Source organism: Ferdinandcohnia sp. FSL W7-1320 (assembly GCF_038050315.1).
Classification (GTDB): Bacteria; Bacillota; Bacilli; order Bacillales; family Bacillaceae_L; genus Ferdinandcohnia; species Ferdinandcohnia aciditolerans.
On sequence record NZ_JBBPAM010000001.1, the window covers coordinates 938,313 to 963,568 of the forward strand.

Consider the following 25,256-nt stretch of genomic DNA (forward strand, 5'->3'; position numbering starts at 1 on the left):
TAGTAAAACCTTTACATTTAGGAAATTGCGTTTCGAATTTCATTCTGGTCAAACAAGATCTCTATTGGCAATTGACTCGTCCCGATGGTCGCAATGTAGGTGGCAATGCCTGCATCGGTATTTTGAAAAATATCAATGAGGTTGGAGACCAAATTTACGTCAAAAAGACAGTCAATAATGTCTTTATATAGATATTTTTCGCTTCGTTCATGACGACTTACATTCTTCCTTTGCATGTTCGATACCTATCAGACACGGTGATGATCCGATCGCCACGTTTTTACAGACTTTTTAATGTCATCTGGCGATAGGCTTTCAATAATTGTACGTTCAACTAATTCAACTAACTCCGCATCTGATGCAAACCGCAATGCAATTAATTGCTCCTTCGTAATGCTGTCATCTAAACGACTGCCTGTTAACATATAATAACGCATTTGCTCTTCTGTACGAATGAGTCGATCTTGTAAAGTTAAAGCATACATACGTGCAAGCATTCCGGGAATGATTGCCAGTACAACTACGCCAAATAATAATAACAATTGCATAGAAAAGCCGTATTTCATAAATTGATAAATACTATAGATTGCTGTAGTCAAAAGCAATATGAAACTTAATGGCAACCAAACAAAGTGCTGCAACGGTTGAAAACGGGTATGACTTCCATACGATTGTTCTTTCATTTTCTCACCTCCTATACCCATAAGGGTATTATAAAACATTTCAACATAAATAGCGAAGGATAACTACTTGAAAAAGCTGATTGTTTTTTCGCAAAAAACATATATTCAAGCCAATTTGAAGAGATTTATTATGATATAAGTTGAAAATAATTATTTTATTCAAGGTATGTACTAGTTGTATTTTTTTGACAAGATATATTTTTTTCTTTAATATATATACCCATAAGGGCATTTTAATCATTCGAAAAATACAGATACTATAAAAAAGGAAATGGGGGTGTTAAAATGGTCAAAGTAACACATGCTGCAATTTCAGCCATTACCAGAGAGGTTCAAGATATCATTGATGAGGGTAGAAAACCGCTGATTCGCTTTTCCATGGGCGTTGGCTGAGAGGGCCCGCAGCTTCGTCTGACTCTGGAAGAGTCAGCTTTAGAAAATGATGAAATAATAGAGCAGGATGGAATCAGCTTTTTAATAAATGAAAGAGATAAAGTATATTTTAATGATGCAAAGATTGATTATGTAAAGACATTATTCGGAGGCGGACAGTTTACTGTGCTTCGTGTTTAAGTTAAAGGGCTATTTTTAGCCCTTTTTTACATATTTGATTATGACCAGAAAGGAGAATATTATGAACAACCATTGGAAGAATCGCTTTCAAACTGAGAATTATGTTTATGGGACAGAGCCAAATGTGTTCATATCCGAAATGCAGGAAAAACTTCAATTATCCGGGGATGCTTTGGCTATTGCTGAAGGTGAAGGCAGGAATGCCGTTTTCTTAGCTGAACAAGGAATGAGGGTGACTGCTTGGGATTATGCAGAATCTGGGCTGCAAAAAACAAGGAAGCTTGCCGAGAACAAAGGGGTAACTGTTCAAACAGAGTATGTTGATTTAAATGAAGCTATTTGGGAAACAGAACTGTGGGATAAAATTATTTGTGTTTTTGGACACTTCCCAAAGAAAATACGTAAAAAACACTTGAGGGAGTAAAAAAGGCAGTAAAACCAGGGGGGTATTTTGTAACAGAAGTATATTCAATTTATCAACTTCCCTATAAAAGCGGGGGACCAAAAGATATCGATTTCCTTTATTCTCCGGAAGAGTTCCTGCAAACCTTTACGGATTGGCGGATTGTTCATTTCTTTATGGGTGAAGCTATTCGATATGAGGGAGAGTTACATACTGGCTTAGCACATGTTATTCAATTTGTTGGCCAAAAACCGGAATTATAAAATGCTGGTAAAAAGGTGAGAAGGCTCCAATTTTTCAATCGGGGATCCTCACCTTATATTATTTTGCAGATTTTTCAACACATTCTTAACAGTTCATACCAAGGAGAATAAAGGTCCCCAAGTCGGATTAACACTTTGTGATCTTTTTCTAATTAATGATATACAGCTGAATATGTTTTCCAACCGCCATCAAGATTCTTTACTTTAAAACCGTTGGCCATTAAAATTCTTGTAGCAAGATATCCTCTTAACCCTACTTGACATGTTACATAAATTGTATTGTCCTTAGGTAGTTCTTCTAAGCGGCCACGGATTTCTCCTAATGGAATATTGACTGAACCTTTGATGTAACCAGCTTCTCTTTCACTTGGTTCCCGAACGTCAATTTGTAGTCCTCCATCTTCTATAATAGAGTCGATTTCATTCCATTGTATTGTTTCAACGTCCTCCTCAATCATGTTTGCAGCAACATATCCAGCCATGTTAACTGGATCTTTTGCAGATGAGAATGGAGGAGCATATGCTAACTCAAGCTCAGTTAAATCAAATACCGTTAATCTACCCTTAATTGCGGTAGCGATAACATCAATTCTCTTATCTACACCATCTGCACCAACTGCTTGTGCTCCAAAGATCTTCCCAGTTGATTCTTCGAAAATTAATTTAAGCGCGATTGGATGTGCTCCTGGATAATAGCCTGCATGTGATGCTGGGTGTATATGAAGCACCTTGTAATCTTTTCCAAGCTTTTGTAATACCTTTTCGTTATTGCCTGTTGTGGCAACAGCTAAATCGAATACTTTTGCAATTGCTGTCCCTAGAGTCCCATGGTATTTTTCATTTTTCCCATAAATATTATTAGCAACAATCCGGCCTTGACGATTTGCAGGTCCGGCGAGTGGAACCATGGCAGAGATTCTGCTAATAAAGTCAACAACTTCGATTGCGTCACCTAATGCATAGATTGACTCATCACTAGTTTGTAAGTATTCATTTACCTTAATTCCACCACGTTCCGCAACGTCAAGACCAGCATCAGCAGCTAAAGTGTTTTCTGGACGAACACCAATAGATAAAATAATCATATCTGTAGATACTTTGTTTCCGCTTGATAAAATAACAGTCTTACCTTGATCTTCAAATGCTTTTACGCCATCTTTAAGTAGAAGATTTACTCCTTTTTCGATGAGATGTTTGTGTACAATAGCGGCCATTTCATAATCAAATGGAGCCATTACTTGGTTTGCCATTTCAATTAATGTAACTTTTACTCCACGCTCAACAAGGTTTTCTGCCATTTCCAACCCGATGAAACCACCACCGATTACATCAGCTTCTTTTGGTTGTTTATGATCAACAAAGCTTTTAATTTTATCAGTATCAGGTATTGCGAAGTGTAAATACGTTCTCAGCTTCGTTTAAACCTGGAATAGGTGGAACAAGTGGCTTTGCTCCGGGAGAGAGAACTAGTACATCATAGCTCTCTTCATATTCCTCGCCTGTTTTTAGATTTTTAACTGAAACAGTTTTAGTATCACGGTTAATCTTTGTTACTTCACTGACATTTCTAATATCCAAATTGAACTTTTTACTCATTCCATCTACTGTTTGGACAAGTAGTTTTTCGCGTTTTTGGATGGTTTCACCTATATAGTATGGTAAACCGCAGTTTGCGAAGGAAATATGTTCTCTTCTTTCAAATAAAACGATTTGTGAACTTTCATCTAATCTTCTAAGTCTTGCTGCAGCAGTAGCTCCGCCCGCAACGCCACCGACAACTACAATTTTTTTACCCATCTTTTATCTCTCCTTATTATGAAAAATTTATCTTCAGTTAATACCCCTACCCCTATATTAGTCCAACGTAAATATAAAAGATGTGATAAAAATCACATCAGCGGAAGAAATTTGTGGAAGTGCCCTTGAAGGTATTCAATTTGCCTAATAAGAAATAATACTCTTGAAAGGGGGTTATTATATGACAGTAACAGCGAATCGAGTTCTTGATGCGAAAGGTCTTGCATGTCCAATGCCGATTGTAAAAACGAAAAAAGAAATGACCACACTTGAACCAGGACAAGTAATGGAGATCCAGGCAACTGACAAAGGATCTACTGCAGATATCAAGGCATGGGCAGAGAACACGGGTAATCAATATTTAGGAACGGTCACAGAAGGGGATACATTAAAGCATTATCTTCGTAAAGCAACGTCGGAAGAGGAAAAACCTGTAAGAAAACATGATGCTGTTGCTACACTCGAGGATCTTCAAAATTCAATTGACGGTAACGAAAAAGTTACAATACTTGATGTAAGAGAACCAGCTGAATACGCATTTGGACACATTCCAGGTGCTATTAATATACCTTTAGGCGAGTTAGAAAAACGCTTTGAAGAACTAGATAAAAGCGAAAACCTTCATGTTATATGTCGCACAGGTAGTCGAAGTGATTTAGCAGCTCAACAGCTTACAGCGAAAGGGTTTCAACATGTAAAAAATGTTGTCCCAGGTATGAAAGAATGGAAAGGCCAAATCGAGAGTAAATAAGGAGGAATGAATCATGAAAGTAGCGATTATTGCTGCAAATGGTGGTATGTTCGATGCATATAAGGTTTTTAATATTGCTACTGCTGCCGCAGCAACCGATGCAGAAGTAGGAATCTTTTTTACATTTGAGGGGTTAAACCTCATTCATAAAGAAGGACATAAAAACCTACCAATGCCGGCGGGTACAGAACATTTTCAGGAGGGTTTTAAAAAAGCTAATGTTCCCCCAATTGAAGAATTAGTTTCCATGGCAAGCGAGATGGGTGTCAAAATGATTGCCTGCCAGATGACAATGGATGTGATGGGCTTAGAAAAAGAGCATTTTGTGGAAGGTATTGATGTAGGAGGAGCCGTTACCTTCTTAACGTATGCGAAGGATGCAGACGTAACACTTACATTCTAAGGAGGGACAAATTTGGCACAAACAATTTCAGTAAAAGAACTAGTGAAAAAAGTGCTAAGTAAAGAGAAGCTTTTTATTCTCGATGCAAGAAACACGGATGATTTCGATGATTGGAAAATTGAAGGGGAAAATGTGGAAGTTATCAATAAACCTTATTTCGAGTTAATTGATGGAATTGAGCCAGTTCAAGACCAGTTACCAAGAGACAAAGACATCTATGTCATTTGTGCGAAAGGTGGTTCCTCTGAGTTTGTAGCAGATCAAATTATGGAAGCTGGTTTCACGAATAACGTGTTTTCTATAGAAGGCGGAATGAAAGCATGGAGTGAATACTTAGAACCGATAAAAATTGGTGACTTAAAAAATGGTGGTTCGATTTATCAATTTGTTCGTATTGGGAAAGGGTGTTTGTCATACCTAATCGAGTCAAATGGCAAAGGAGCTATGATTGATACAAACCGAATGATCGAACAATATGAGGAGTTCATTAGTGAGCACAACATCCAGATGAAACATGTACTGGACACTCATCTTCATGCAGACCACATATCAGGTGGGAGAAAACTTGCTGAAAAACATGGTGCTACTTATTATTTACCACCTAAGGATGCTGATGAAGTCACATATGAATATAACCATATTCAAGATGGTGATGAATATCAGGTAGGAGAAACGACAATTAAAGCAGTATACTCACCTGGACATACAATCGGGAGTACATCCTTTGTCGTGGATGATCAATATTTATTAACAGGAGATATTTTATTCATTGATTCGATTGGTCGCCCAGATCTTGCAGGAAAAGCTGAGGATTGGGTAAGTGATCTTCGAAATACCTTATATAAGAGATATAAGGAACTAGCAGATGACCTTTTCGTTCTCCCAGCACACTTTATGACTCATCATGAAATGAATGATGATGGAAGTGTGTCTGAGAAACTTGGAGTCCTCTATAAAGAAAATCATGGATTAAATATACATGATGAAAATGAATTTAGAAGGACTGTAACTGAAAATCTTCCTCCTCAACCGAATTCATATCAGGAAATACGCGAAACAAATATGGGTAAGATCAATCCGGAACTAGAGCAACAGCGGGAAATGGAAATTGGACCAAATCGATGTGCGGTTAGGTAGTAAGGAGAAACACAATGCTGTTCAATCAACTAAGGTGTTGGATTGTAAAGGTCTCGCCTGTCCTATGCCTATCGTTAGGACAAAGAAGAAATGGACACATTGGAATTAGGAGATGTTTTGGAAATTCAAGCGACCGATAAAGGTGCTAAAAATGATTTAACAGCATGGCGAAATCAGGCGGACATGAATTTATTATAGAGGAAGAGGAAAATGGCTTACTAGAGTTTTGGATTAAAAAAGGTTAACAAACAAAAAGATAGGTGGCAAAAAGTCACCTATTCCCTTTGAAGTGAGTAACATTCATATGACTTATAAAAAAGCGTTTCTACTGAAGTAGAGACGCTTTTACCAAATTTTTAAAGTGAAAAAGAATTTCGTTATTTTCATAGAATTTTCACATTGGACTTTTATTATATTTTTTAGGGACTATAAAATAGATATTTTTCTATTATATATATTTTAATTTATTATCAAATAGAAAGAGGGATTTCTTTGAGTGTAATTGGAGCAGATACTGTATTAATTGTAGGAATGTTACTAGCTATGTCTGCTGGAGCACTGTCTTTTCTTTCACCTTGTGTACTTCCTATTTTCCCAGCATATTTATCTTACATTACTGGAATAAGTGTGAAAGAACTAAATGAAAGACAAAATACTAAAATACACGGGAAGTTATTAAGTCATTCGATCGTATTTTTATTAGGTGTTTCACTCGTTTTTATTAGCTTAGGTGCAAGTGCTTCTTTTTTCGGACAATGGATTCAATCAATATTAAACGGTGAAACAGGATTATTGATTCAGAGAATTGCAGGTATCTTTTTAATTGTAATGGGGTTGTTTGTTGCGGGGTGGTTAAATATCTCTTTATTAATGAAGGAAAGGCGGTTTCAGTTTGCAAGAAAACCTTCAGGATATGTAGGGACGTTTTTTGTGGGACTTGGCTTTGCCGCTGGATGGACGCCTTGTATAGGACCAATCTTCGGTTCAATTTTGCTATTGGCCGCAAGTAATCCCACGCAAGGCATGGTATATACAATGATGTATATTATTGGCTTTGCTTTACCTTATCTAATATTGACTTTCTTTCTCGGATCAACAAAGTGGATTGTACGCAGAAGTTCATTGATTATGAAAACGGGCGGAGTAATTATGATTTTAATGGGCCTAGTATTATTCTTAGGCTTGATGCCGCGAATTACGGGCTTTTTACTTGATATCGTTGAAGGAACATGGTTATCGAAATTAGGATAGTAGGTGGAGGTTAAAGAGTTGAGTAAAATAAACAAAATTATTCTTGCTGTAATCATATTCGGGATGTTTAGTTGGGTGATTTTTGAAGCGGTTTTTTCCAATGGCGATACAACAACGCAAAACACTATATCAGAAGGAGAAACGAATGCTGATGTAGTGACAACGTCTGATGGTAGTGGAATTACAAAGGGTGAATTAGCACCTGACTTTCAGCTTAAAACTTTGAATGGTGAAACTGTGAGTTTGTCTGATTATAGAGGTAAACCAGTCTTTATTAACTTTTGGGCAACTTGGTGTCCCCCATGTAGAGCAGAGATGCCTGATATGCAAGAATTATATGAAAAAAAGGATATTGAGATATTAGCTGTTAATTTAACATCAACTGAGCCGAGTCAAGAAGATGTTAGTAAGTTTGTAGAGGATTATGGTTTGACTTTTCCCATAGTGCTTGATGAAAACTCAAGTGTATCAGAAACTTATGAAGTATATGCATATCCTACTTCTTATTTGGTAGATTCAAATGGGCATATACAATTTATTTCCATAGGTGCAATGAATTATGAATCAATGGCTCAAGAATTCGAAAAGGTGAAATAAGCCTTGTTGTTCAGTACAATAGTCAAGAGGTGACCTATGTGACACAATCCATACTGGTTGTTGAAGATAATCAAATGATTCGCGAGTTAATTAAAATTTACTTAGAAAAGGAAGGTTATCATGTAATTGAAGCTGAAGATGGAATACAAGCAAAAGATGCCTTCTTAACATACCATCCATGTTTAATCATTCTTGATTTAATGCTTCCAAAGCTAAGTGGAGAAGATTTTTGTATGTGGGTTAGAGAACAAGAGCAAAATGAGGTATCCATTATTATGTTGTCGGCGAAAGCACGTATCGATGATCGGATAAAGGGATTAAAAATGGGTGCGGATGATTATCTAACTAAGCCTTTTGATCCTAATGAACTTCTGGCCCATGTCGAAGCTGTTCTAAGGAGGACAGGGCAATTTTGTAAAAAGATAACATATGGAGGTTTATCTATAAAACCTAGAAAAGGCGAGGTTATCTTATATGATAAAAAGTTAAATTTAACTAATCATGAATTCAAACTTTTATATCATTTCTTAAAAAATCCGAATGTAGTTTTATCAAGAGAGGATTTAGTAAATCAATTATACCCCTATGCTGATAAAATGATATTAGATAGGACGATCGATGCCCATATTAAAAAGCTACGAGAAAAAATTGAAGATAATCCGTCTTCTCCAAAACGAATACAAACGGTCAGAGGAATGGGGTATAAATTTGTTGATGGATAAAGTGTTAAAATCATGCTTTCCCAAAAAGGTTTTATGGAGATTAACACTGACAAATATTATAGTTATTGCCACATTTATCATCTTGAGTAGTTGGGCGATCTATAACACAGCTTGTTTCTTGGTTGAGGGCATGGGGCAAATTAATGCTCAAAAACAAAATGAGTTCAATACGACACTTTTTCAATATTTATGGATATTTAGTGTCAGTGTAATCATAATGGGTAGCGTAGTTCATTTTTATATAACAACGAAGTTAATTAAACCATTGAATAGATTGATAGAGTCTACAAAAATTATGAAGCAAGGGCATTATCCCGAGCCAATTAAAGTGAAATCGGATGGAGAGATAGAACAACTTATTCTCCATTTTAATGAATTAGTACAGCAATTAAAGAATAATGAACAATATCGACAGAAACTTATTTCGGATCTGTCACATGAATTTCGAACGCCGTTATCAAATTTAAATGGTTACTTAAATGCATTAAGTAATGGGGTCATTGAAGGTAACCCAAAACTATATGAATCACTTCAGAAAGAATCTAAACGTCTTACGCATATGGTTGAACAGTTTGAGATATTAAAAGAATGGGATTATGCGTCCATACAAAACTTTACTGAAAGACAGCAGGTAGATATGCGCTTATTGCTAGAGCAATCCGTTGAAATGTTTAAATGGTTATTGGATCAGAGAGGTATTAAAGTAGATTTACAAACGGATTATGGAAAAGTGACTGTTATCAATGGAGGGATTCCACAGGTAATTAGTAATTTGATCGATAATGCAATCCGTTATTATGAGGGTACAGGGCCAATTATCATAAAAGGAGAAGCATTAAATGAAGAATACCTCGTGACCGTAAGTGGACCTAGCCAAAGAATTTCAGAATTTAACCAAGAAAAAATCTTTGAGAGATTTTATCGAACTGATTCTTCAAGAAATAGTGAAACGGGTGGAACAGGACTTGGACTATCGATTTCAAAAGAAATTGTTGAACATCATAATGGGAAGATTGGGCTAATATCGAATCAGAATTATAATTCATTCTGGTTTACTTTGCCTTTAGGCCATATCACTTAAAAAAATTATCTGACATTAAAAAATAATAATGATTAACAGCTAGGAAATAAAATAATACTCCTAGCTATTTTTATGAAAACAATCATAATCCTCTTTTAATCAGATAAGCACAAAACCAATTTAAGATTTAACAACTGTTATATAATATCAAGTCTCATTGTCACAGGCTATTAAGAAATTATGTGGAAAAAATCACTTCGTATTTTAACTCCTGTAAAAGAAATAATAAGGGTTAGAGGAGGTGTGATGAATAGCCTTCTTAATTAGTTGGATAAGATAAAAAAGAATTGTGTTGACCTTAAAGGTCACTCATCTAATGAGGTGATTTGAGTTTGGATTTCTCTTTTATAATTGTGATTTTTTTAATTGGATTCATTGGTTCATTTATTTCTGGTATGGTTGGAATTGGTGGATCTATTATTAAATACCCTATGCTGTTATATATACCACCGTTATTTGGATTAGCTGCGTTTAGCGCCCACGAGGTTTCTGGAATAAGTGCAGTTCAGGTGTTTTTTGCAACAATTGGTGGGGTATGGGCATATCGAAAAGGTGGCTACTTAAATAAGACACTTATTATTTACATGGGAGTAGCCATATTAGTAGGAAGCTTTATAGGGGGATATGGTTCAAAGCTTTTGAGTGAGGGTGCAATTAACCTTGTATACGGTATACTTGCAGTTATTGCAGCTGTGATGATGTTTATCCCGAAAAAAGGAATAGATGATATTCCACTTGAGCAAGTAACCTTTAATAAATGGTTGGCTGCAATTCTATCACTGATAGTAGGTATTGGTGCTGGAATTGTAGGAGCAGCGGGTGCATTTATTTTAGTACCTATCATGCTTGTGGTTTTAAAAATACCAACTCGTATGACAATTGCTTCATCATTAGCTATAACGTTTATTTCTTCTATTGGAGCAACAATTGGAAAATTAACAACCGGTCAGGTAGAGTATTTCCCAGCACTAATTATGGTTGTTGCAAGCTTAATTGCTTCTCCACTTGGAGCAAATCTAGGTAAAAAAGTAAATACGAAGATTCTACAGTGGATATTAGCGGCACTAATTCTTGCAACATCTATCAAGATTTGGGTAGATATATTATTTTAAACAAGAGGTGAGATAAATGGCTGGACACAGATTTAATCCTGAAAAGGCTGATAAATTAATTAATCCAGATAGAAAGAAGATCGTTGACCCGGAAAGAATCATTACAATGCTTGGACTAACAGAAAGTGACAAGATTGTCGACTTGGGAGCTGGAAATGGGTTTTTTACCATTCCATTTGCGCAAACCACTAGAGATACAGTGTATGCGGTTGATATCGAACAAAAAATGTTAGAACTTCTAAAAGAGAGAGCGAATAAGGCAAGTATCGAAAATATTACCTATATCCAAAGTGATTTAGAAAATATAAAAATGGAAGAAGATACTGTAGACAAGGCCTTCATTGCATTTGTGATGCACGAGATCCCAAATATGACAAAGGCACTAGAGGAAATAAAACGTATTATTAAACCAGGAGGAAAACTCCTTATTGTAGATTGGGAAGCTGTAGAATCTGAAATGGGGCCACCACTGCATGAACGAATCTCTTCTAAGGAGATGGAGAACTTTTTACATAGCAATGGATTTCAACCTACTGTTAAGATCCTTCATGAAGCAGTCTATGCAGTCTTAACCGACGTAAATTAATGGGTAAAGGGGAATCATGATGTTTGATTATACGGTTACAACGAAAAAGAATATGGAAGAGGCTATAAAAAGCCTAGAGGACAACTTAAAAGAAGAACAATTTGGTGTGTTGTGGAATTTCGATTTGAAGGAAAAACTGCAATCAAAAGGTCTTGATTTTCAAAAAGAGTTTAAAATTCTTGAAGTATGTAATCCACATGAAGCACATAGAGTTATTAATGAAAACATTATGGCAGGTTACTTCCTACCATGTAAAATAGTTGTTTATAATGAAAAAGAAACGACGAGTATTGGAATGCCGAGACCGACATCACTTATTACCATGATGAAGGATGAAAAGATACATTCTCTTGCTAAGGATATTGAAGAAAGGCTAATAAGATGTATTGAGAAAAGCGTGTAATAGCTATAGTTGGGTGTATGTGAAAAAAACATCCAACTTTTTTATTTTATCTGTTGACAATATACCCATTAGGGTATAACATTGGAAATGTGATTTTTATCACAGCATCATTTAAAGTTTGAATAATGAGTAAGAAATAATAGGGTTGACACCCGTTTTTATTTTAGTTAACATTATACCCATAGGGGTAGAGGTAAAAATAAAATTATGGAGGTTATCTACATGAATATAGATAAAGTATTAGATGCAAAAGGGTTAGCTTGCCCAATGCCTATTGTAAAAACAAAAAAAGCAATTGACGGTCTTGAGTCAGGGCAAATCTTAGAGGTTCTTGCAACTGACAAAGGTGCAAAAAATGATTTAACAGCATGGGCAGCATCTACTGGACATGAACTAGTTGAAACAAAAGAGGAAAATGGTGTTCTTTACTTTTATATAAAAAAAGGCTAATACATTGGAGTAAATGGGAGGAATAAGAATGACTGAAAGAAAAAAAACAACGATCGTATTATTTAGCGGGGATTATGACAAGGTAATGGCAGCTTATATTATTGCGAATGGTGCAGCAGCATATGATCATGAAGTAACAATTTTCCATACTTTTTGGGGATTAAATGCTTTACGTAAAGATGAAGAGATTAAAGCAGACAAAAGCCTCATTGAAAAAATGTTTGGCAAAATGATGCCTAGGGGTGCAAATAAACTAGGACTTTCAAAAATGAATATGGCAGGAATGGGGCCAAAAATGATCAAGGATGTAATAAAAAAACATAATGCGTTGCCATTACCACAGCTTATTGAAATGGCGCAAGAGCAGGATATCAAGCTCGTTGCATGTACAATGACAATGGATTTACTTGGACTTAAACAAGAGGAACTTCTAAAAAATGTTGAATTAGCAGGTGTTGCGGCTTATTTAGCAGATGCTGAAGATGGAAATGTAAACTTGTTTATCTAAGAGACTTTATTGCACACAGGAGGTAATGAACATGGAATATATCAATTATATCGTTTTTGCATTAATTGTAATTTTTATCGTACAACGTCTTATTCCTACAAGAGGAATTAGAAGTATTAACACAGTTGAATTAAATAATGAATTAAAGGACAAAAACAAACAATTTATTGATGTTCGTACTCCTGGTGAGTTTAAAGGCTATCACATCAAAGGGTTTAAAAACATGCCACTTCATCAGCTTGCAAAAAAAGCGAATGAACTTTCAAAGGATAAGGAAGTAGTTGTGATCTGCCAGAGTGGTATGAGAAGTCAAAAAGCCAGCAAGCAATTAAAAAAATTAGGTTTTAAGCATATAACAAATGTTAAGGGTGGCGTGAGTTCCTGGAGATAATGATAGCTATCACAATTGTAAATAAACTTGTTGAAAATGGAGGAAATCAAAATGAAACAACTAACAGCTAAAGAAGTTGAAACATTACTAAACGAAGGTAAAACATTAAATATCATCGATGTTCGTGAAGTGGATGAAGTTACGGCAGGAAAAATTCCTGGTGCTGTGAATATCCCACTAGGATTAGTAGAATTCCGTATGCATGAACTTGATAAGTCAAAAGAATATGTTATGGTTTGCCGTTCAGGTGGTAGAAGTGGAAGAGCTTCTCAATTCCTTGAAGGACAAGGATTCAAAGTGATCAACATGGAGGGCGGGATGCTCGCTTGGGAAGGTAATGTAGAGTAATCTTTTTGAGTTTGTATAATACCATTATAGGTATATAAAGGTGCACAGTTTCTTTTAAACATGGACACTTATACAACTTATGTACAACAGATATCCAAATATGATTTTGATTGATGATTTAACGTTAAAATTGTTTTTTCGGAGGTAATAAAATGGAATCATTAAAAACGAATCTTGTATTAGATGCAAAAGGGTTGGCTTGCCCGATGCCGATTGTGAAAACTAAGAAAGCAATTAATAATATAGAGGGCGGTCAGGTCCTAGAGGTACAAGCAACCGATAAAGGTTCAAAAGCAGATCTTAAAGCATGGGCTGAGAGCACTGGGCATCAATACCTTGGCACAATAGAAGAAGGCGATATACTGAAACATTATATTCGTAAAGCTAGCGGTGAAGAAGTAGCAGAGAAAAAACATCCGAATGTTGTTTCAAACGAAGATCTTGAGGCTGCTCTTTCTTCTGGAAAGGATATTCTTGTTCTAGATGTTCGTGAAGCTGCTGAATATGCATTTAGTCATATTCCTGAGGCAATCTCTATTCCGTTAGGAGAATTAGAGGAAAGAATGAATGAACTGAATGTAGATCAAGAAATCTATGTAGTTTGTCGCACAGGTAACCGTAGTGACTTAGCTTCACAAAAGCTAACAAAAAAAGGTTTCAAAAATGTTGTTAATGTGATACCAGGAATGAGTAATTGGACTGGAAAAACAAAATCTATTACAAATGAATGAAAAAAGGAGTAATGAAGTCATGAATACTATTAAAGTTTACACTACAACTCGTTGTCCTTATTGTGTAATGCTAAAAAATTTTTTAACAGATCAAAATATTCCTTTTACAGAAATTAATGTTGAATCCAAACCTGAAATGATGCAGTATGTTGTAAACAAAACCGGTCAAATGGGTGTACCACAAACTGAAGTAAATGGAAAATGGGTACTAGGCTATGATCCAAATAGCATCATGGCAGCACTAAAAAATTCATAAATAAATCGTAATATAAAAAAATTTTAATTTAAAATATACCGCAGGGGGTAATAAGGAAATGGCTGTTCACGTAATGACTGCAAAAGATGTTACGAAAAAAGTATTCGCTAAAGAATCATTGTTTATCTTAGACGTTCGTAACGAAAGTGATTTTAACGATTGGAAAATTGAAGGTGAAAACTTCGACTATTTAAACATTCCGTACTTTGAATTACTAGACGGGGTTGAGGAAATCCTTGAAAATCTACCAAAAGATAAGGATATTTTAGTAGTTTGTGCCAAAGAAGGTTCATCTGTCATGGTAGCTGATATGCTTTCAGAAGCTGGGCTAGCTGTTTCCTACCTTAAAGGTGGTATGAAGGCTTGGAGTGAACATTTAGAGCCAGTTAAAGTGGGCGACTTTAAAGATGGTGGCGAAATCTATCAATTCGTTCGTATCGGAAAAGGCTGTCTATCTTACATGGTTGTATCAAATGGTGAAGCAGCTATTATTGATGCAACCCGTATGACTGATATCTTCCTTGATTTTGCTGAGAGCAAGGGTGCAAAAATCACACATGTATTTGATACTCACTTACATGCTGATCATATTTCTGGAGGAAGAAAAATCGCAGAAGCTACAAATGCAACTTACTGGTTACCACCAAAAGATGCTACAGAAGTAACGTTTGAATACGCTGCTCTAGAAGGTGGTCAAGATGTGACTATTGGTCATACAACCATTAATATTCATGCATTGTATTCTCCAGGTCACACAATTGGATCTACTTCTTTCGTTGTGGATGAAAAATTCTTACTTTCTGGTGATATTCTATTTATTGATTCAATCGGTAGACCGGACCTTGCTGGTTTAGCACAGGATTGGGTAGGAGATCTAAGAGAAACTCTTTATAACCGTTATAAAGAATTGTCTGATGACCTAGTGGTTTTACCTGCTCACTTCATGATTATTGACGAATTAAATGAAGATGGAAGTGTATCCGAAAAACTAGGAACACTATTTGCGAAGAACCATGGTCTAAATATTAAGGACGAAGCAGAATTTAGAAGAATCGTAACAGAAAACCTACCACCACAACCAAATGCATATCAAGAAATCCGTGAAACAAACATGGGGAATATTTCTCCTGATGAAGAAAAACAACGTGAAATGGAAATCGGACCAAACCGTTGTGCGGTACGCTAATTACGAACTTAATTGATAGGAGGAGTTATTCTTATGAATATAGCAAAGGTATTAGATGCAAAAGGACTCGCATGTCCAATGCCGATCGTAAAAACAAAAAAAGCAATGAATGAAATCGAATCAGGCCAAGTCCTTGAAATTCATGCAACTGACAAAGGTGCTATAAATGACCTAACAGCTTGGGCTAAGTCTGGTGGTCATGAACTAATAAAGCACGAAGAAGATAATGAAGTATTAAAGTTCTGGATTAAAAAGGCGTAAACAACCAAAAAAAGGGAACCGTATATGGTTCCCTTTTCTCAAGAGGAGGTAAACATAAATGGATTTTACATTTATCATTACAATTTTTCTAATTGGTTTTATTGGTTCATATATCTCAGGAATGTTAGGAATCGGTGGATCTATCATTAAATATCCAATGCTATTATATATTCCACCATTATTTGGTTTAGCAGCTTTCAGTGCTCATGAGGTATCAGGAATCAGTGCTGTTCAAGTATTTTTTGCAACTATTGGTGGTGTCTGGGCATATCGTAAAGGTGGGTATTTAAATAAAACACTGATTCTCTATATGGGGATTAGTATTTTAGTAGGTAGTTTTGTTGGTGGATTTGGATCCAAATTTATGTCAGAGGGTGGAATTAACGTAGTCTATGGTGTGTTAGCGTTAATTGCTGCTGTTATGATGTTCATTCCGAAAAAAAATGTAGATGATGTTCCATTTGACCAAGTTACTTTTAATAAGTGGTTAGCTGCTGTACTTGCCTTTATTGTAGGTTTAGGTGCTGGGATTGTTGGAGCAGCCGGCGCATTTTTACTTGTACCGATCATGCTCGTTGTCTTAAAAATTCCTACCAGAATGACAATCGCATCTTCACTTGCAATTACATTTATTTCATCCATTGGTTCTACTGTAGGAAAAATAACAACAGGCCAAATTGAATATGTTCCAGCCATTATTATGATTGTAGCAAGCTTAATTGCTTCACCACTAGGTGCAAATGCAGGGAAGAAGATGAACACAAAGGTTTTACAGATTATCCTTGCAATTTTAATCGCTGCAACTGCAGTGAAGATTTGGATGGATATTCTATAAAATAAAGAGACCGATATGCTTAAAGAAGGAAGGGTAATCTTTATGAGAAATTTTGTTTTCTTTGTATCATTACGTTCAAATGTACCCTTTGTTTTAAAAGAAGCTTTACGCATGGTCGAGAATGGGCATAAAGTAAGTATATTCTTTGACCTTGATGGTGCAAGAGTTCTTGATAAGAATTATGTAAAGGTTAGAAAAAGGAATCATAATGTTGATCTAGATATTCTTTTACAAAATGCAGTTGATAAAGGAATAAAATTATTTGGTTGTCAAATGAATGTATTAATTGCAGATGGTCTTGAACTTATAGATAGAGCCGAATTAGCTGGTGTTGTAACTTTTCTAGAAAAAGCATATGAAGCAGATGCCGTTTTGAGCTATTGAAGGGGGACTTCTAATGAAAAAACGAAAAGTAGTTGTGTTAGTCTTACATGATGAATTAGAATCGGCATATCCTCCATTGAATATTGCGGTTGGCGCAGCTTCTTCAGGAGCTAATGTTTCATTAGCTTTTTTAAGAAAAGGTGTTAATTTACTTGATAAAGGGTTTGTTCCAGTTGTTTCTGATGGAACTGAATATTTGTCAAAAGCGTTAAAGAATTTTAACGCACCAACTATTCGCGAACTCTTTGATATAGCAGTAGACTCGGGGGTTAAATTGTATGCTGTTGATTTAGATATTCAAAATCATACAAATTTTTTATACTCGATTGAACAGGTTCCGATAAAGTGGATCCTTAATGAAGCGGTGTCAGCTGACCTTTTTGTTCATTTTTAACGTGTAGTTGTACCAAAATTGAAATGGGGTGAAACAATGGAGAAGCCCAACAAGAATTGTGGTAATGGTACTTGAGGAATTAAGACAAACAAGGACTCAAAGGTTAAGGGCATTCCGCCAATATGACCTGGTGTTCTTGTCTGGCTCCTGGTAGGAGTCATTATATTGCTACAAAAAATATTTTAACGAGAAAGGAGGAGCACACCCTGGGTGTTTTTGCCCATCCCCCCGAAAAGGTGGAATAAGGAGTACCTCACTGAAAGATTAGGGAAGTACTCCTTAAACATCGCTTACTCTGTTTCCGATATTACGTTTAATTGGGCTAATTCTTGAATAATTGCATCCAAATCAACAGACTCTTGTTGTATATTAAACTCGTATCTTCCATAGAAGTTAATATGTTGCCATGCAACTGGGGATATTTTTTTCATAACATCCGAATCTAGAGCCTTTGTTTCTCTGTAAGCCAACATATTAGATAAAATACTGGCATTGTAATAAATAATGCAATTGGAGAGTAAGCGACTGCATTCGCCCCAAATATGTTGATCATTTTCATTTTTGAAACGTAATTTTCCAAAATTGGCAAAGGATACTGCTTTGCGTAATTTATGATAACTTTCCCCTCGATTTAATGCCTTTTGAACATTCCGGCGTAAAGGGGGAGAATCAATATAATCCAAAAAATATAGACTTCTTATGATGTTATCGTACTCCCATAAAGCACGTTTGGTTTTGTTCTTCCGTGCATAAGCGCTTAGCTTACCAATAATAATGCTTTGTGTGGTTGTTTTAACTGCAAGGGATAACATAATTCGTTGAATATTTTCCCATTCCTCTATAATAAGATTCGTATTAATCTTTCGAACTGGCTTGATCAGGTTATCTCCATATTGGCTTGGATGTTTGAATCCGTAAAGAGATTTGTTGACCTTATCGTGAATATCCTTGTAGCGAGGCGCAAACTGATAACCAAAAAAGTTCAGGATAGCAAAATTCACTTCATTGGTTCCATGTGTATCCGTGGAATGCACATCAGGCTGAATATCAGTTGTGTTGTTAAATAAAATATCAAATACATAATGACTTTCATGCTCATTGGCCCCAATAATTCGAGCATTAACAGGGATATGGTTGGCTACCATTGTGTAGGAAACAATCCCTTTACCAAGACCAAAGTATTTAGGTGAATGACGGGAATTAATGGTATTGATTCGAGTCTCAACTTTCTGCCCGTCACTACTAGAATGAATCGTCTCCCCAATGTCATAATGTTTAAAGATTGGGAGTTTGGCTATTGCATTACTGATACAATCATTCGCTTCTTTTAAAGTCTCCAGACGAATAAAGTTATCAGATGTGGCAGCCAGTAACGGATAGCTAATATCAGAAATTTCCCCCATTCTCCCTAACCCCATGTTGGTTCCCCAAGCAATCAGACAGGCGACAAGAATTCGATTGTCTTTATTCTGTTTGGCATAACGTCCCAAGATGTGCTCAAATGAGTCAAGGAATTGACAGTGCTGTTGAACAAAATGCAAGACACTCCTAATGTCTATTTGCTTTAATGTATCGTAGAATGAGTGATTAATAGATTCTGTGTCACGAGTATAAGGTAATGTCCATCGGGTATGTGAACCCCGTTTTTTGATTTGAAGATGCTCATTTTTCCCAGATGAAATACTCTGGTTAACTTTAGTAATGCGATCTTCTAATCGCTTCTCAAGCTCCACTAAATGACTATGAATGGGTTGGTTGAAAATCGTCAGACCAGTGTCAGCGATCAACATTTCTTTCTGTTCCCATTGACGATCATTGATCAGGTCATCCTCAAAACTGCGAAATCGGATACTATCACGACAAAAAATATCTCCTGCTTCCAAACGGTTGCGTAGGAGGCGATAGACTAAAAATTCATATCGATCTGCTAAAATTGTTTTTTGTTCATAGATATAACGCTTCACACCATCGGATATGAAACCATTTGGCAAATCATCTGAGTGATATTGTCCTAACGCTTTATTCTTATTAAAAGCAGTTTTCATAAAATTCACTGCTTTAATTAATGGATCATTTGGTGAAGGAGCTACGAAATCAACCTGCAAAAATATAGGTCTTAAATAACGTTTAAATCGTCGTGCCTGCTGACCAATATGTTCCCATTGGAAGGCAGTTTCATCATATTTTATATTTGTAGTAATCTGTTTGGCTACGGATTCCAGTTTCTGACGTTCCAAAATAGTAAATGCACGGTCTTGAATATCCCTAAAGGGAGTATTGGCAGGAATATGATCATCAGTGAATATTTTAAGCAGTTCCCCTGCTTTTTTGATGTCTTGATTACTCTCTGTATAGCACTCGTAAACTCGTTCTTTTGCTGCTAATTTAGCTTCATCTGCATACCCCCTTACACTATATATGAGGGTATTGATCAGGTTGTCATGCATCCGTTGATAACGATGGGATACAAAACATAACAAATAGACATAAACAATCCATACATTCAGCCGTTTGAGCTTGTAGACAGAGTAGTAACTTACTAATGAAGCATAGTACTTGATGCTTTCGTTGGAAATACCTAACTTTGGTAACAGTTCTTGAGCAAGGTAATATAAATGCTGTATTTGTTTACCACGATTCATTTCAAGCTTTATTTCAGTGGCGCTAAAGTCTTTCGGTTCGTGTTTCAGTAGTGTTATTTTATACAGCCCTGAAGAATCTTCAAGTAATCGATCTAAGGATTCCATATCATTCTGTTTTAGATGATCCTGCATCAATGAAATTAATCGGTTTTGCTCATGGGTTATTGCCTGTCCTGTCATATCTTGCATAAAACTATAGCCAGGAACAACAATGCAGTTTTCAGACAAATAATTCATGATTTCTCGAAAGATGTAAATCGGCTTACCACAAAACGCCGCAGACTTTTGAGCTTTTTCCTCCATCTTACGCCGTTCTTCGGCACCGCAACTGTGGTAGTTAAATAATTTAAGAATCAATTGTTGTTGTTTTAACCTAGTGGACTTATCAATTGAACTCAAGTCATCAATTTGACTGTTGTTGAAATGTTCCTTCAGAATATATTGAAGATCCTCTTCTACCTCATGGAGGTCAAATGTAAAAAATAGTTGTCTGGCTTTGAAATAACCCAGTTGTAAAACGAAATAAGCCTTAGATTTGACAGAACGCAATGTGTGTAGCAGCTCTTTCTCTGGCTGTGAAAGAGAAAAATAAGAACAGCGATCTTCGTATGAGAAACCTGGTCTGTCATAAATGATCTTTACTTCATCTTCGCTAAGAATCCTCAACCGTTTTTGGGTAGTTGTATTATTCTCCATATTCATATTCCAATCTCAAATTCCCTGACTACTTTATAAAATTAGTTCTTTTTCAACCCAAGTAAACACATGAACTCAACGCCCGTGATCTCTTTATTTTTCCACTTCGGATAGTGAGAATCTAATAATTGGCGCTGTTCATGGGAAAGGGTCCGTAAATTAAGCTTTGGTCGTCCCAAATGTCTACCTTGAGATTTGGCGAGCGCTATGCCTTCGGCTTGGCGCTGTTTGATTTTTTTTCGTTCTTGTTCGGCCACATAAGAGAGAAGGCTTAGAAACTGATCTTCCATTAACTTTCCGATATCTCCCATCTCTCTATATTTACGACTATCAAATAACGTTTCGTTTTCCAACACGACAATATCTGCTTGAATGTTCCTTGTAATGTGTTTCCATTCATAGATAATCCCTTCGTAATCCCTCCCCAATCGATCTAGGGCATCCAGATAAAGGAGATCCCCTTTCCGCAGGATACGCTTCATCGTCTGGTAGCTGGGGCGATTAAAGTCTTTTCCACTTTGTTTATCAACAAAGATCATTCGCTCTTCGATGCCTAAAGCTAACATTTTTTTGATTTGACGTTCTTCATTCTGATCTGTAGATGAAACGCGAACATAACCGATCTTCACAATGAACTTCCTCCAGAAGATATATTTTCTTCTACTATTTTACTATATTTAGTTTCTAAAGGTATGACGATTTTAGTAAACGTTTATAAAAAGATTTTCATAGATTTATAAACGCAAGAACCACCCTTTATTAGACAGGTTTTAAAAGTACACCTTTATAAACAAAAAAGAACCCAAAGAATTGAGTGTGGAATTTTTGCTCCACGTACGGACCATTTAGTTGAACAAGAGATAAATTAAATAGCTAAGGATTGTGAAGTATTTTATAATGATGAATGCTTTTTATTTTAGTCTAAAAATAAGAATAAAAGGGGTTGTTTTAAAAAAACAATAATATATTGCATATGGATAATGATTTATTGTAAAACGATAAATATTGTATTAAACTTAAATTAACGATAAATAAGTGAGGTGCATTTTTATGAAACGAGGAACAACTGTTTTTTTAAAGATAGCTGTTTTTCTTATTGGGATTACGGTACTCGCCTTGTGTATATTTTGGTTGCCTTGGTTAGCAAATGATACGGCAGAAATGTTTCCGGAGTTTGCTTTTTTGCAATATCCTGTATTAATCGGTTTGTATGTAACTGTGATACCATTTTTCCTTGCTCTGTATCAAGCTTTAAAACTTTTAAACTACATTGAAAATAACAATGCTTTTTCGGAATTGTCTGTAAAGGTTTTGAAATATATAAAATACTGTGCAATTACAATCAGTATCTTATATTTGATAGGGACCATCGTTCTTATGTCTCAAAACGCCTTACACCCAGGAATAGCAATTATCGGATTAACAATTATTTTTACTTCTGTTGTTATTGCAGTCTTCACTGCGGTTCTTCAGAAATTATTAAAAAACGTTTTAGATATAAAATCAGAAAATGATTTTACGGTCTGAGGTGAAACAGTGGCAATTATAATCAATATCGATGTGATGTTAGCTAAAAGAAAAATGAGTGTAACAGAACTATCTGAAAGAGTTGGAATCACAATGGCTAACCTTTCTATTTTGAAAAATGGAAAGGCTAAAGCGATTCGATTATCAACTTTAGAAGCTATTTGTAAGGCATTGGACTGTCAACCTGGGGATATTCTTGAATATCAAAGTGACATTGACAATCAAGAATCAACCATTTGATAGTTTAAACACATTAAGAAGGAATGTCATAAAATTGTTAAATTTTAACTAATGATAGTTGGCTAAAAGAGAGGAATGGACTAAATGGCTAAAGAAATGTTTGTGCAAATAAGTGATTGTAAACTATATGCTAAATTGATAGGGGAAAATAATGGAAAACCAACAATAATAATGGACGCTGGATATGGAGACTTTTCCAAGGCTTGGGATTCAGTAATTGGGGATATTTCAATGCTCTCTAATGTTCTAATTTATGATAGAGCAGGACTTGGGAAAAGTGAAACAAGTTCAAACCCCAGAACCAGCCGTGAGATGGTAAAAGAATTGAAGGAACTTCTTATTGAAGCCAATATTAAACCTCCGTACATATTAGTTGGTCACTCATTTGGTGGAGTTAATATGCGGATATATGCAACTGAATATCATAATGAAGTTTGCGGACTTGTCTTAGTTGACTCTACGCCTGAAGATTACAGAGAAAGATTTCTCCCAACGATGTCACAAGATTTTCAACAAGCATACAACAAGCAATTTGTTTATGAAGGCAATTATGATGAATTTATGGAAAGTCTAAAGCAATTAAAAGAAACCAGACTTAAATTAAATGTCCCATTAATTGTTCTTTCAGCTGGTAAGAAAGCTCATTATTCAAAGGAATCACAAGAGTTATGGAATGACATGCAGAGAGAGATTCTTGAAATATCCTCAGATGGTGAATTGGTGATTGCTGAAAACAGTGCTCATTTTATACAAAATGATGAACCAGAAGTAGTAGTTAGTGCGATAAAAAAGCTAATTGACATTTTTAAAAATTAAATTGTGGAGGATAATACTTAAACCTTAAACTCCCTCAGTTTAATACGATTTTCTCCCAACCCAAATACTCGCTATCGGGGTGCGTTAGTTTATTAAGTAATTTTATGGAAGAGGTCAGAATTTAGTTATTCCATTAAATGGCGCTATTCTTGCATAAGGAAGCGCCTTTTAACGGGGATTTGTTTTTAGGGAGATCCCTTAATCCACCTTTTCGAGGGGATGGGCAAAAACACCCACCCTCCTTTTTTGTTTGTGGAAATTTTTCTACTATAGATTTTAAAGATGCTCATACTACTCATAAATCAATTACTATGAGGAGTTGGGATGATGGCAAAGAAACTTACAATTATTCAGCAGAATGATACACATGGAAATTTTGAGGAACATAATGAGCTCTTTTGGAATAGCAACTATCATCTCCGGAGGGTAGGTGGCTTTTCAAGGATTTTTCAATTTGTTAAAGAACTAAAACGGAACCAAAATGTCTTGTTCCTAGACGGCGGAGATTTATTTCACGGCACTGCCCCACTTGTTTTGTCGAGGGGCGAAGCGGTCCTTCCGCTTTTACAGGAGATGCAAATTGATGCATTTGTTCCAGGCAATTGGGATTACGCGTATGAACCAGATCAACTTGTAAAATTGGTGAAGCAGCTGCCATTTCCTGCAGTCGCATGTAATGTACATATAAAGGAAACGAGGGTCACCTCATTATTTGAACCCTATATTGTAAAAGAAGTGAATGATGTCACTGTTGGTGTAATTGGAACAACCTATCCATATGTAGATGTAACGATGCCTGAGGCTTTTTCTGCTGGCTTAGAATTTTCAATTGGGGTAGATGAGGTTAAGAGGTGTGTTGAAGCTTTACAAAAGGAGAATGTCGATCTCATAGTCCTTTTAAGCCATATGGGATTACCGCTTGATTACAAACTAGCATCATTGGTTAGTGGTATCCATGTGATTGTGAGTGGACACAGTCATGACCGTATAACAAAACCAATCATTCAAAATGAAACCCTTATCTTTCAATCGGGAGCTAGTGGTTCCTTTCTCGGATTACTGGAAGTAACATGTGAGAAGAACAGAGTTATAGACTACTCGCATAAATTTATTCCGTTAGATGTAAGTCAATTTGAAGATAATGACAAAATTAATTACCTAATTCAACAGGTAATGGAGCCTTATTCGTTTATGAAAGAAGAAATAGTCGGAAAATCTGATACATTGCTTCATAGAATGACGCTAAACGAAGCGCCGATGGACAAGCTCATAACAAACTCTTATCTTTACCCATTTGATGCAGATTTTTCATTTTCTCACGGGTGGAGATACGGTACTCCTGTCGCACCAGGAAACATATCTTTATATGATTTGCATACAATCATCCCTACCAACCCGGAGATTTTTTCGTTGGAGCTAACAGGTAATGAAATCTTTCAAGAACTAGAAAAAAATCTTGAACAAGTATATTCGACAGATCCGTTTCAACAAAAGGGAGGCTATGTCTTACGTTCCAGTGGCTTATTTATGACATATAAGCCCTATAATCCAAAGGGACATCGTATTCAGTATTTAGCGATTAATGGTGAACCCTTTAACCCAGAGAAGGTTTATCGCATTATTAGTGCGGGAGAACAGCTCTTTAAACAATATAGCAACAGAAAACAACCGAAACATGTACACGCAATTGAAGTGATAAAAGCATATTTATCCGAAAAAGGACCTTTTTCTACTGGAGGTCCACCATCCATAATTAGTGTTTAGAACTTTTTTCAAAAGCCTCTTAACAGAAACTTAATAATTCTATGCCATAATAGTGTAAATAAAGT

Annotated in this window: 29 protein-coding genes and 3 pseudogenes; 27 read left to right on the forward strand and 5 right to left on the reverse strand. The window is 35.8% G+C overall.

Translation table 11 applies throughout. The annotated features are described in order from the left end of the window. Positions 1-17: 17 nt before the first annotated feature. Together NST91_RS04665 and NST91_RS04670 are read right to left on the reverse strand one after the other, a co-directional pair. On the reverse strand, positions 18-236 hold the full coding sequence (locus NST91_RS04665) for a hypothetical protein (RefSeq protein WP_341330220.1): 219 nt from the start codon (positions 234-236) through the stop codon (positions 18-20). Between the two features lie 12 nt (positions 237-248). Next, positions 249-683, reverse strand: coding sequence for a DUF6526 family protein (locus NST91_RS04670; protein WP_341330221.1), 435 nt, complete (start codon positions 681-683; stop codon positions 249-251). A gap of 634 nt (positions 684-1,317) precedes the next feature. On the opposite strand from NST91_RS04670, the pseudogene NST91_RS04675 reads away from it, so the two are divergent. Next, a pseudogene (locus NST91_RS04675) lies at positions 1,318-1,922 on the forward strand (class I SAM-dependent methyltransferase). A 152-nt stretch (positions 1,923-2,074) separates the two neighbouring features. Here NST91_RS04675 and NST91_RS04680 read toward each other — a convergent pair. Beyond that, positions 2,075-3,719: pseudogene (locus tag NST91_RS04680) on the reverse strand (CoA-disulfide reductase). 181 nt (positions 3,720-3,900) lie between these two features. On the opposite strand from NST91_RS04680, the gene NST91_RS04685 reads away from it, so the two are divergent. The 22 genes and pseudogenes from NST91_RS04685 (at position 3,901) to NST91_RS04790 (ending at position 17,506) form a co-directional block, all read left to right on the forward strand. Beyond that, the gene (locus tag NST91_RS04685) at positions 3,901-4,470 is read left to right on the forward strand and encodes a sulfurtransferase TusA family protein (RefSeq protein WP_341330222.1); all 570 of its coding nucleotides are present in this window, start codon (positions 3,901-3,903) and stop codon (positions 4,468-4,470) included. 13 nt (positions 4,471-4,483) lie between these two features. Continuing rightward, positions 4,484-4,873 (forward strand): DsrE/DsrF/DrsH-like family protein, encoded by a 390-nt coding sequence (locus NST91_RS04690; protein WP_341330223.1) that lies wholly within the window; start codon positions 4,484-4,486, stop codon positions 4,871-4,873. A 12-nt stretch (positions 4,874-4,885) separates the two neighbouring features. After that, positions 4,886-6,010, forward strand: a complete 1,125-nt coding sequence (locus NST91_RS04695) for an MBL fold metallo-hydrolase (RefSeq protein WP_341330224.1) — start codon at positions 4,886-4,888, stop codon at positions 6,008-6,010. Next, positions 5,997-6,255, forward strand: a pseudogene (locus NST91_RS04700) (sulfurtransferase TusA family protein). Before NST91_RS04695 ends, NST91_RS04700 begins: the two are co-directional and overlap by 14 nt. Before the next feature lie 247 nt (positions 6,256-6,502). Then, a complete protein-coding gene (locus NST91_RS04705; protein WP_341330225.1) occupies positions 6,503-7,261 on the forward strand; it encodes a cytochrome c biogenesis CcdA family protein in 759 nt (252 codons plus the stop codon). A gap of 18 nt (positions 7,262-7,279) precedes the next feature. Next, a complete protein-coding gene (locus NST91_RS04710) occupies positions 7,280-7,858 on the forward strand; it encodes a TlpA family protein disulfide reductase (RefSeq protein WP_341330226.1) in 579 nt (192 codons plus the stop codon). A 38-nt stretch (positions 7,859-7,896) separates the two neighbouring features. Next, a complete protein-coding gene (locus NST91_RS04715) occupies positions 7,897-8,580 on the forward strand; it encodes a response regulator transcription factor (RefSeq protein ID WP_341330227.1) in 684 nt (227 codons plus the stop codon). Further along, positions 8,573-9,661, forward strand: coding sequence for a sensor histidine kinase (locus NST91_RS04720; protein ID WP_341330228.1), 1,089 nt, complete (start codon positions 8,573-8,575; stop codon positions 9,659-9,661). The genes NST91_RS04715 and NST91_RS04720 overlap by 8 nt, the downstream gene beginning before the upstream one ends. A gap of 332 nt (positions 9,662-9,993) precedes the next feature. Then, entirely contained in the window at positions 9,994-10,773 is a 780-nt protein-coding gene (locus NST91_RS04725; protein ID WP_341330229.1) for a sulfite exporter TauE/SafE family protein, read from the forward strand. A gap of 16 nt (positions 10,774-10,789) precedes the next feature. After that, positions 10,790-11,359 (forward strand): class I SAM-dependent methyltransferase, encoded by a 570-nt coding sequence (locus NST91_RS04730; protein ID WP_341330230.1) that lies wholly within the window; start codon positions 10,790-10,792, stop codon positions 11,357-11,359. A gap of 19 nt (positions 11,360-11,378) precedes the next feature. Further along, positions 11,379-11,762, forward strand: coding sequence for a DUF302 domain-containing protein (locus NST91_RS04735; protein WP_341330231.1), 384 nt, complete (start codon positions 11,379-11,381; stop codon positions 11,760-11,762). Positions 11,763-11,984: 222 nt separating this feature from the next. Further along, positions 11,985-12,212, forward strand: coding sequence for a sulfurtransferase TusA family protein (locus NST91_RS04740; protein WP_341330232.1), 228 nt, complete (start codon positions 11,985-11,987; stop codon positions 12,210-12,212). 28 nt (positions 12,213-12,240) lie between these two features. Further along, on the forward strand, positions 12,241-12,720 hold the full coding sequence (locus NST91_RS04745) for a DsrE/DsrF/DrsH-like family protein (protein ID WP_341330233.1): 480 nt from the start codon (positions 12,241-12,243) through the stop codon (positions 12,718-12,720). 31 nt (positions 12,721-12,751) lie between these two features. Continuing rightward, positions 12,752-13,111 (forward strand): rhodanese-like domain-containing protein, encoded by a 360-nt coding sequence (locus NST91_RS04750; protein WP_341330234.1) that lies wholly within the window; start codon positions 12,752-12,754, stop codon positions 13,109-13,111. 51 nt (positions 13,112-13,162) lie between these two features. Beyond that, positions 13,163-13,459 (forward strand): rhodanese-like domain-containing protein, encoded by a 297-nt coding sequence (locus NST91_RS04755; protein WP_341330235.1) that lies wholly within the window; start codon positions 13,163-13,165, stop codon positions 13,457-13,459. Positions 13,460-13,611: 152 nt separating this feature from the next. Beyond that, positions 13,612-14,190 carry a sulfurtransferase TusA family protein gene (locus NST91_RS04760; protein WP_341330236.1) on the forward strand — a complete coding sequence of 193 codons (579 nt, stop codon included), beginning with the start codon at positions 13,612-13,614 and terminating at the stop codon, positions 14,188-14,190. A gap of 19 nt (positions 14,191-14,209) precedes the next feature. Next, on the forward strand, positions 14,210-14,446 hold the full coding sequence (locus NST91_RS04765; protein WP_341330237.1) for a glutaredoxin family protein: 237 nt from the start codon (positions 14,210-14,212) through the stop codon (positions 14,444-14,446). A 58-nt stretch (positions 14,447-14,504) separates the two neighbouring features. Next, entirely contained in the window at positions 14,505-15,632 is a 1,128-nt protein-coding gene (locus NST91_RS04770) for an MBL fold metallo-hydrolase (protein WP_341330238.1), read from the forward strand. A gap of 33 nt (positions 15,633-15,665) precedes the next feature. Continuing rightward, positions 15,666-15,893: a sulfurtransferase TusA family protein gene (locus tag NST91_RS04775; RefSeq protein ID WP_019155552.1), complete on the forward strand. Its 228-nt coding sequence runs from the start codon at positions 15,666-15,668 to the stop codon at positions 15,891-15,893. A gap of 58 nt (positions 15,894-15,951) precedes the next feature. Beyond that, positions 15,952-16,728 (forward strand): sulfite exporter TauE/SafE family protein, encoded by a 777-nt coding sequence (locus NST91_RS04780; RefSeq protein ID WP_019155551.1) that lies wholly within the window; start codon positions 15,952-15,954, stop codon positions 16,726-16,728. Between the two features lie 42 nt (positions 16,729-16,770). Then, a complete protein-coding gene (locus NST91_RS04785; RefSeq protein WP_341330239.1) occupies positions 16,771-17,112 on the forward strand; it encodes a DsrE family protein in 342 nt (113 codons plus the stop codon). Between the two features lie 13 nt (positions 17,113-17,125). Continuing rightward, positions 17,126-17,506: a hypothetical protein gene (locus tag NST91_RS04790; protein WP_019155549.1), complete on the forward strand. Its 381-nt coding sequence runs from the start codon at positions 17,126-17,128 to the stop codon at positions 17,504-17,506. 290 nt (positions 17,507-17,796) lie between these two features. On the opposite strand, the gene NST91_RS04795 is transcribed toward NST91_RS04790, so the two are convergent. Then, positions 17,797-20,844: a Tn3 family transposase gene (locus NST91_RS04795; protein ID WP_116354746.1), complete on the reverse strand. Its 3,048-nt coding sequence runs from the start codon at positions 20,842-20,844 to the stop codon at positions 17,797-17,799. 41 nt (positions 20,845-20,885) lie between these two features. After that, positions 20,886-21,473 carry a recombinase family protein gene (locus NST91_RS04800; RefSeq protein ID WP_341330240.1) on the reverse strand — a complete coding sequence of 196 codons (588 nt, stop codon included), beginning with the start codon at positions 21,471-21,473 and terminating at the stop codon, positions 20,886-20,888. Between the two features lie 421 nt (positions 21,474-21,894). Here NST91_RS04800 and NST91_RS04805 point away from each other — a divergent pair, with 421 nt between their 5' ends. The 4 genes from NST91_RS04805 (at position 21,895) to NST91_RS04820 (ending at position 25,191) form a co-directional block, all read left to right on the forward strand. Then, on the forward strand, positions 21,895-22,371 hold the full coding sequence (locus tag NST91_RS04805) for a DUF2975 domain-containing protein (RefSeq protein WP_000820334.1): 477 nt from the start codon (positions 21,895-21,897) through the stop codon (positions 22,369-22,371). Between the two features lie 9 nt (positions 22,372-22,380). Beyond that, positions 22,381-22,611, forward strand: a complete 231-nt coding sequence (locus NST91_RS04810) for a helix-turn-helix domain-containing protein (RefSeq protein WP_000974627.1) — start codon at positions 22,381-22,383, stop codon at positions 22,609-22,611. An 84-nt stretch (positions 22,612-22,695) separates the two neighbouring features. Beyond that, positions 22,696-23,427, forward strand: a complete 732-nt coding sequence (locus tag NST91_RS04815) for an alpha/beta fold hydrolase (protein WP_001040756.1) — start codon at positions 22,696-22,698, stop codon at positions 23,425-23,427. A 327-nt stretch (positions 23,428-23,754) separates the two neighbouring features. Then, positions 23,755-25,191, forward strand: a complete 1,437-nt coding sequence (locus NST91_RS04820; protein ID WP_019155548.1) for a bifunctional metallophosphatase/5'-nucleotidase — start codon at positions 23,755-23,757, stop codon at positions 25,189-25,191. Positions 25,192-25,256: the final 65 nt, after the last annotated feature.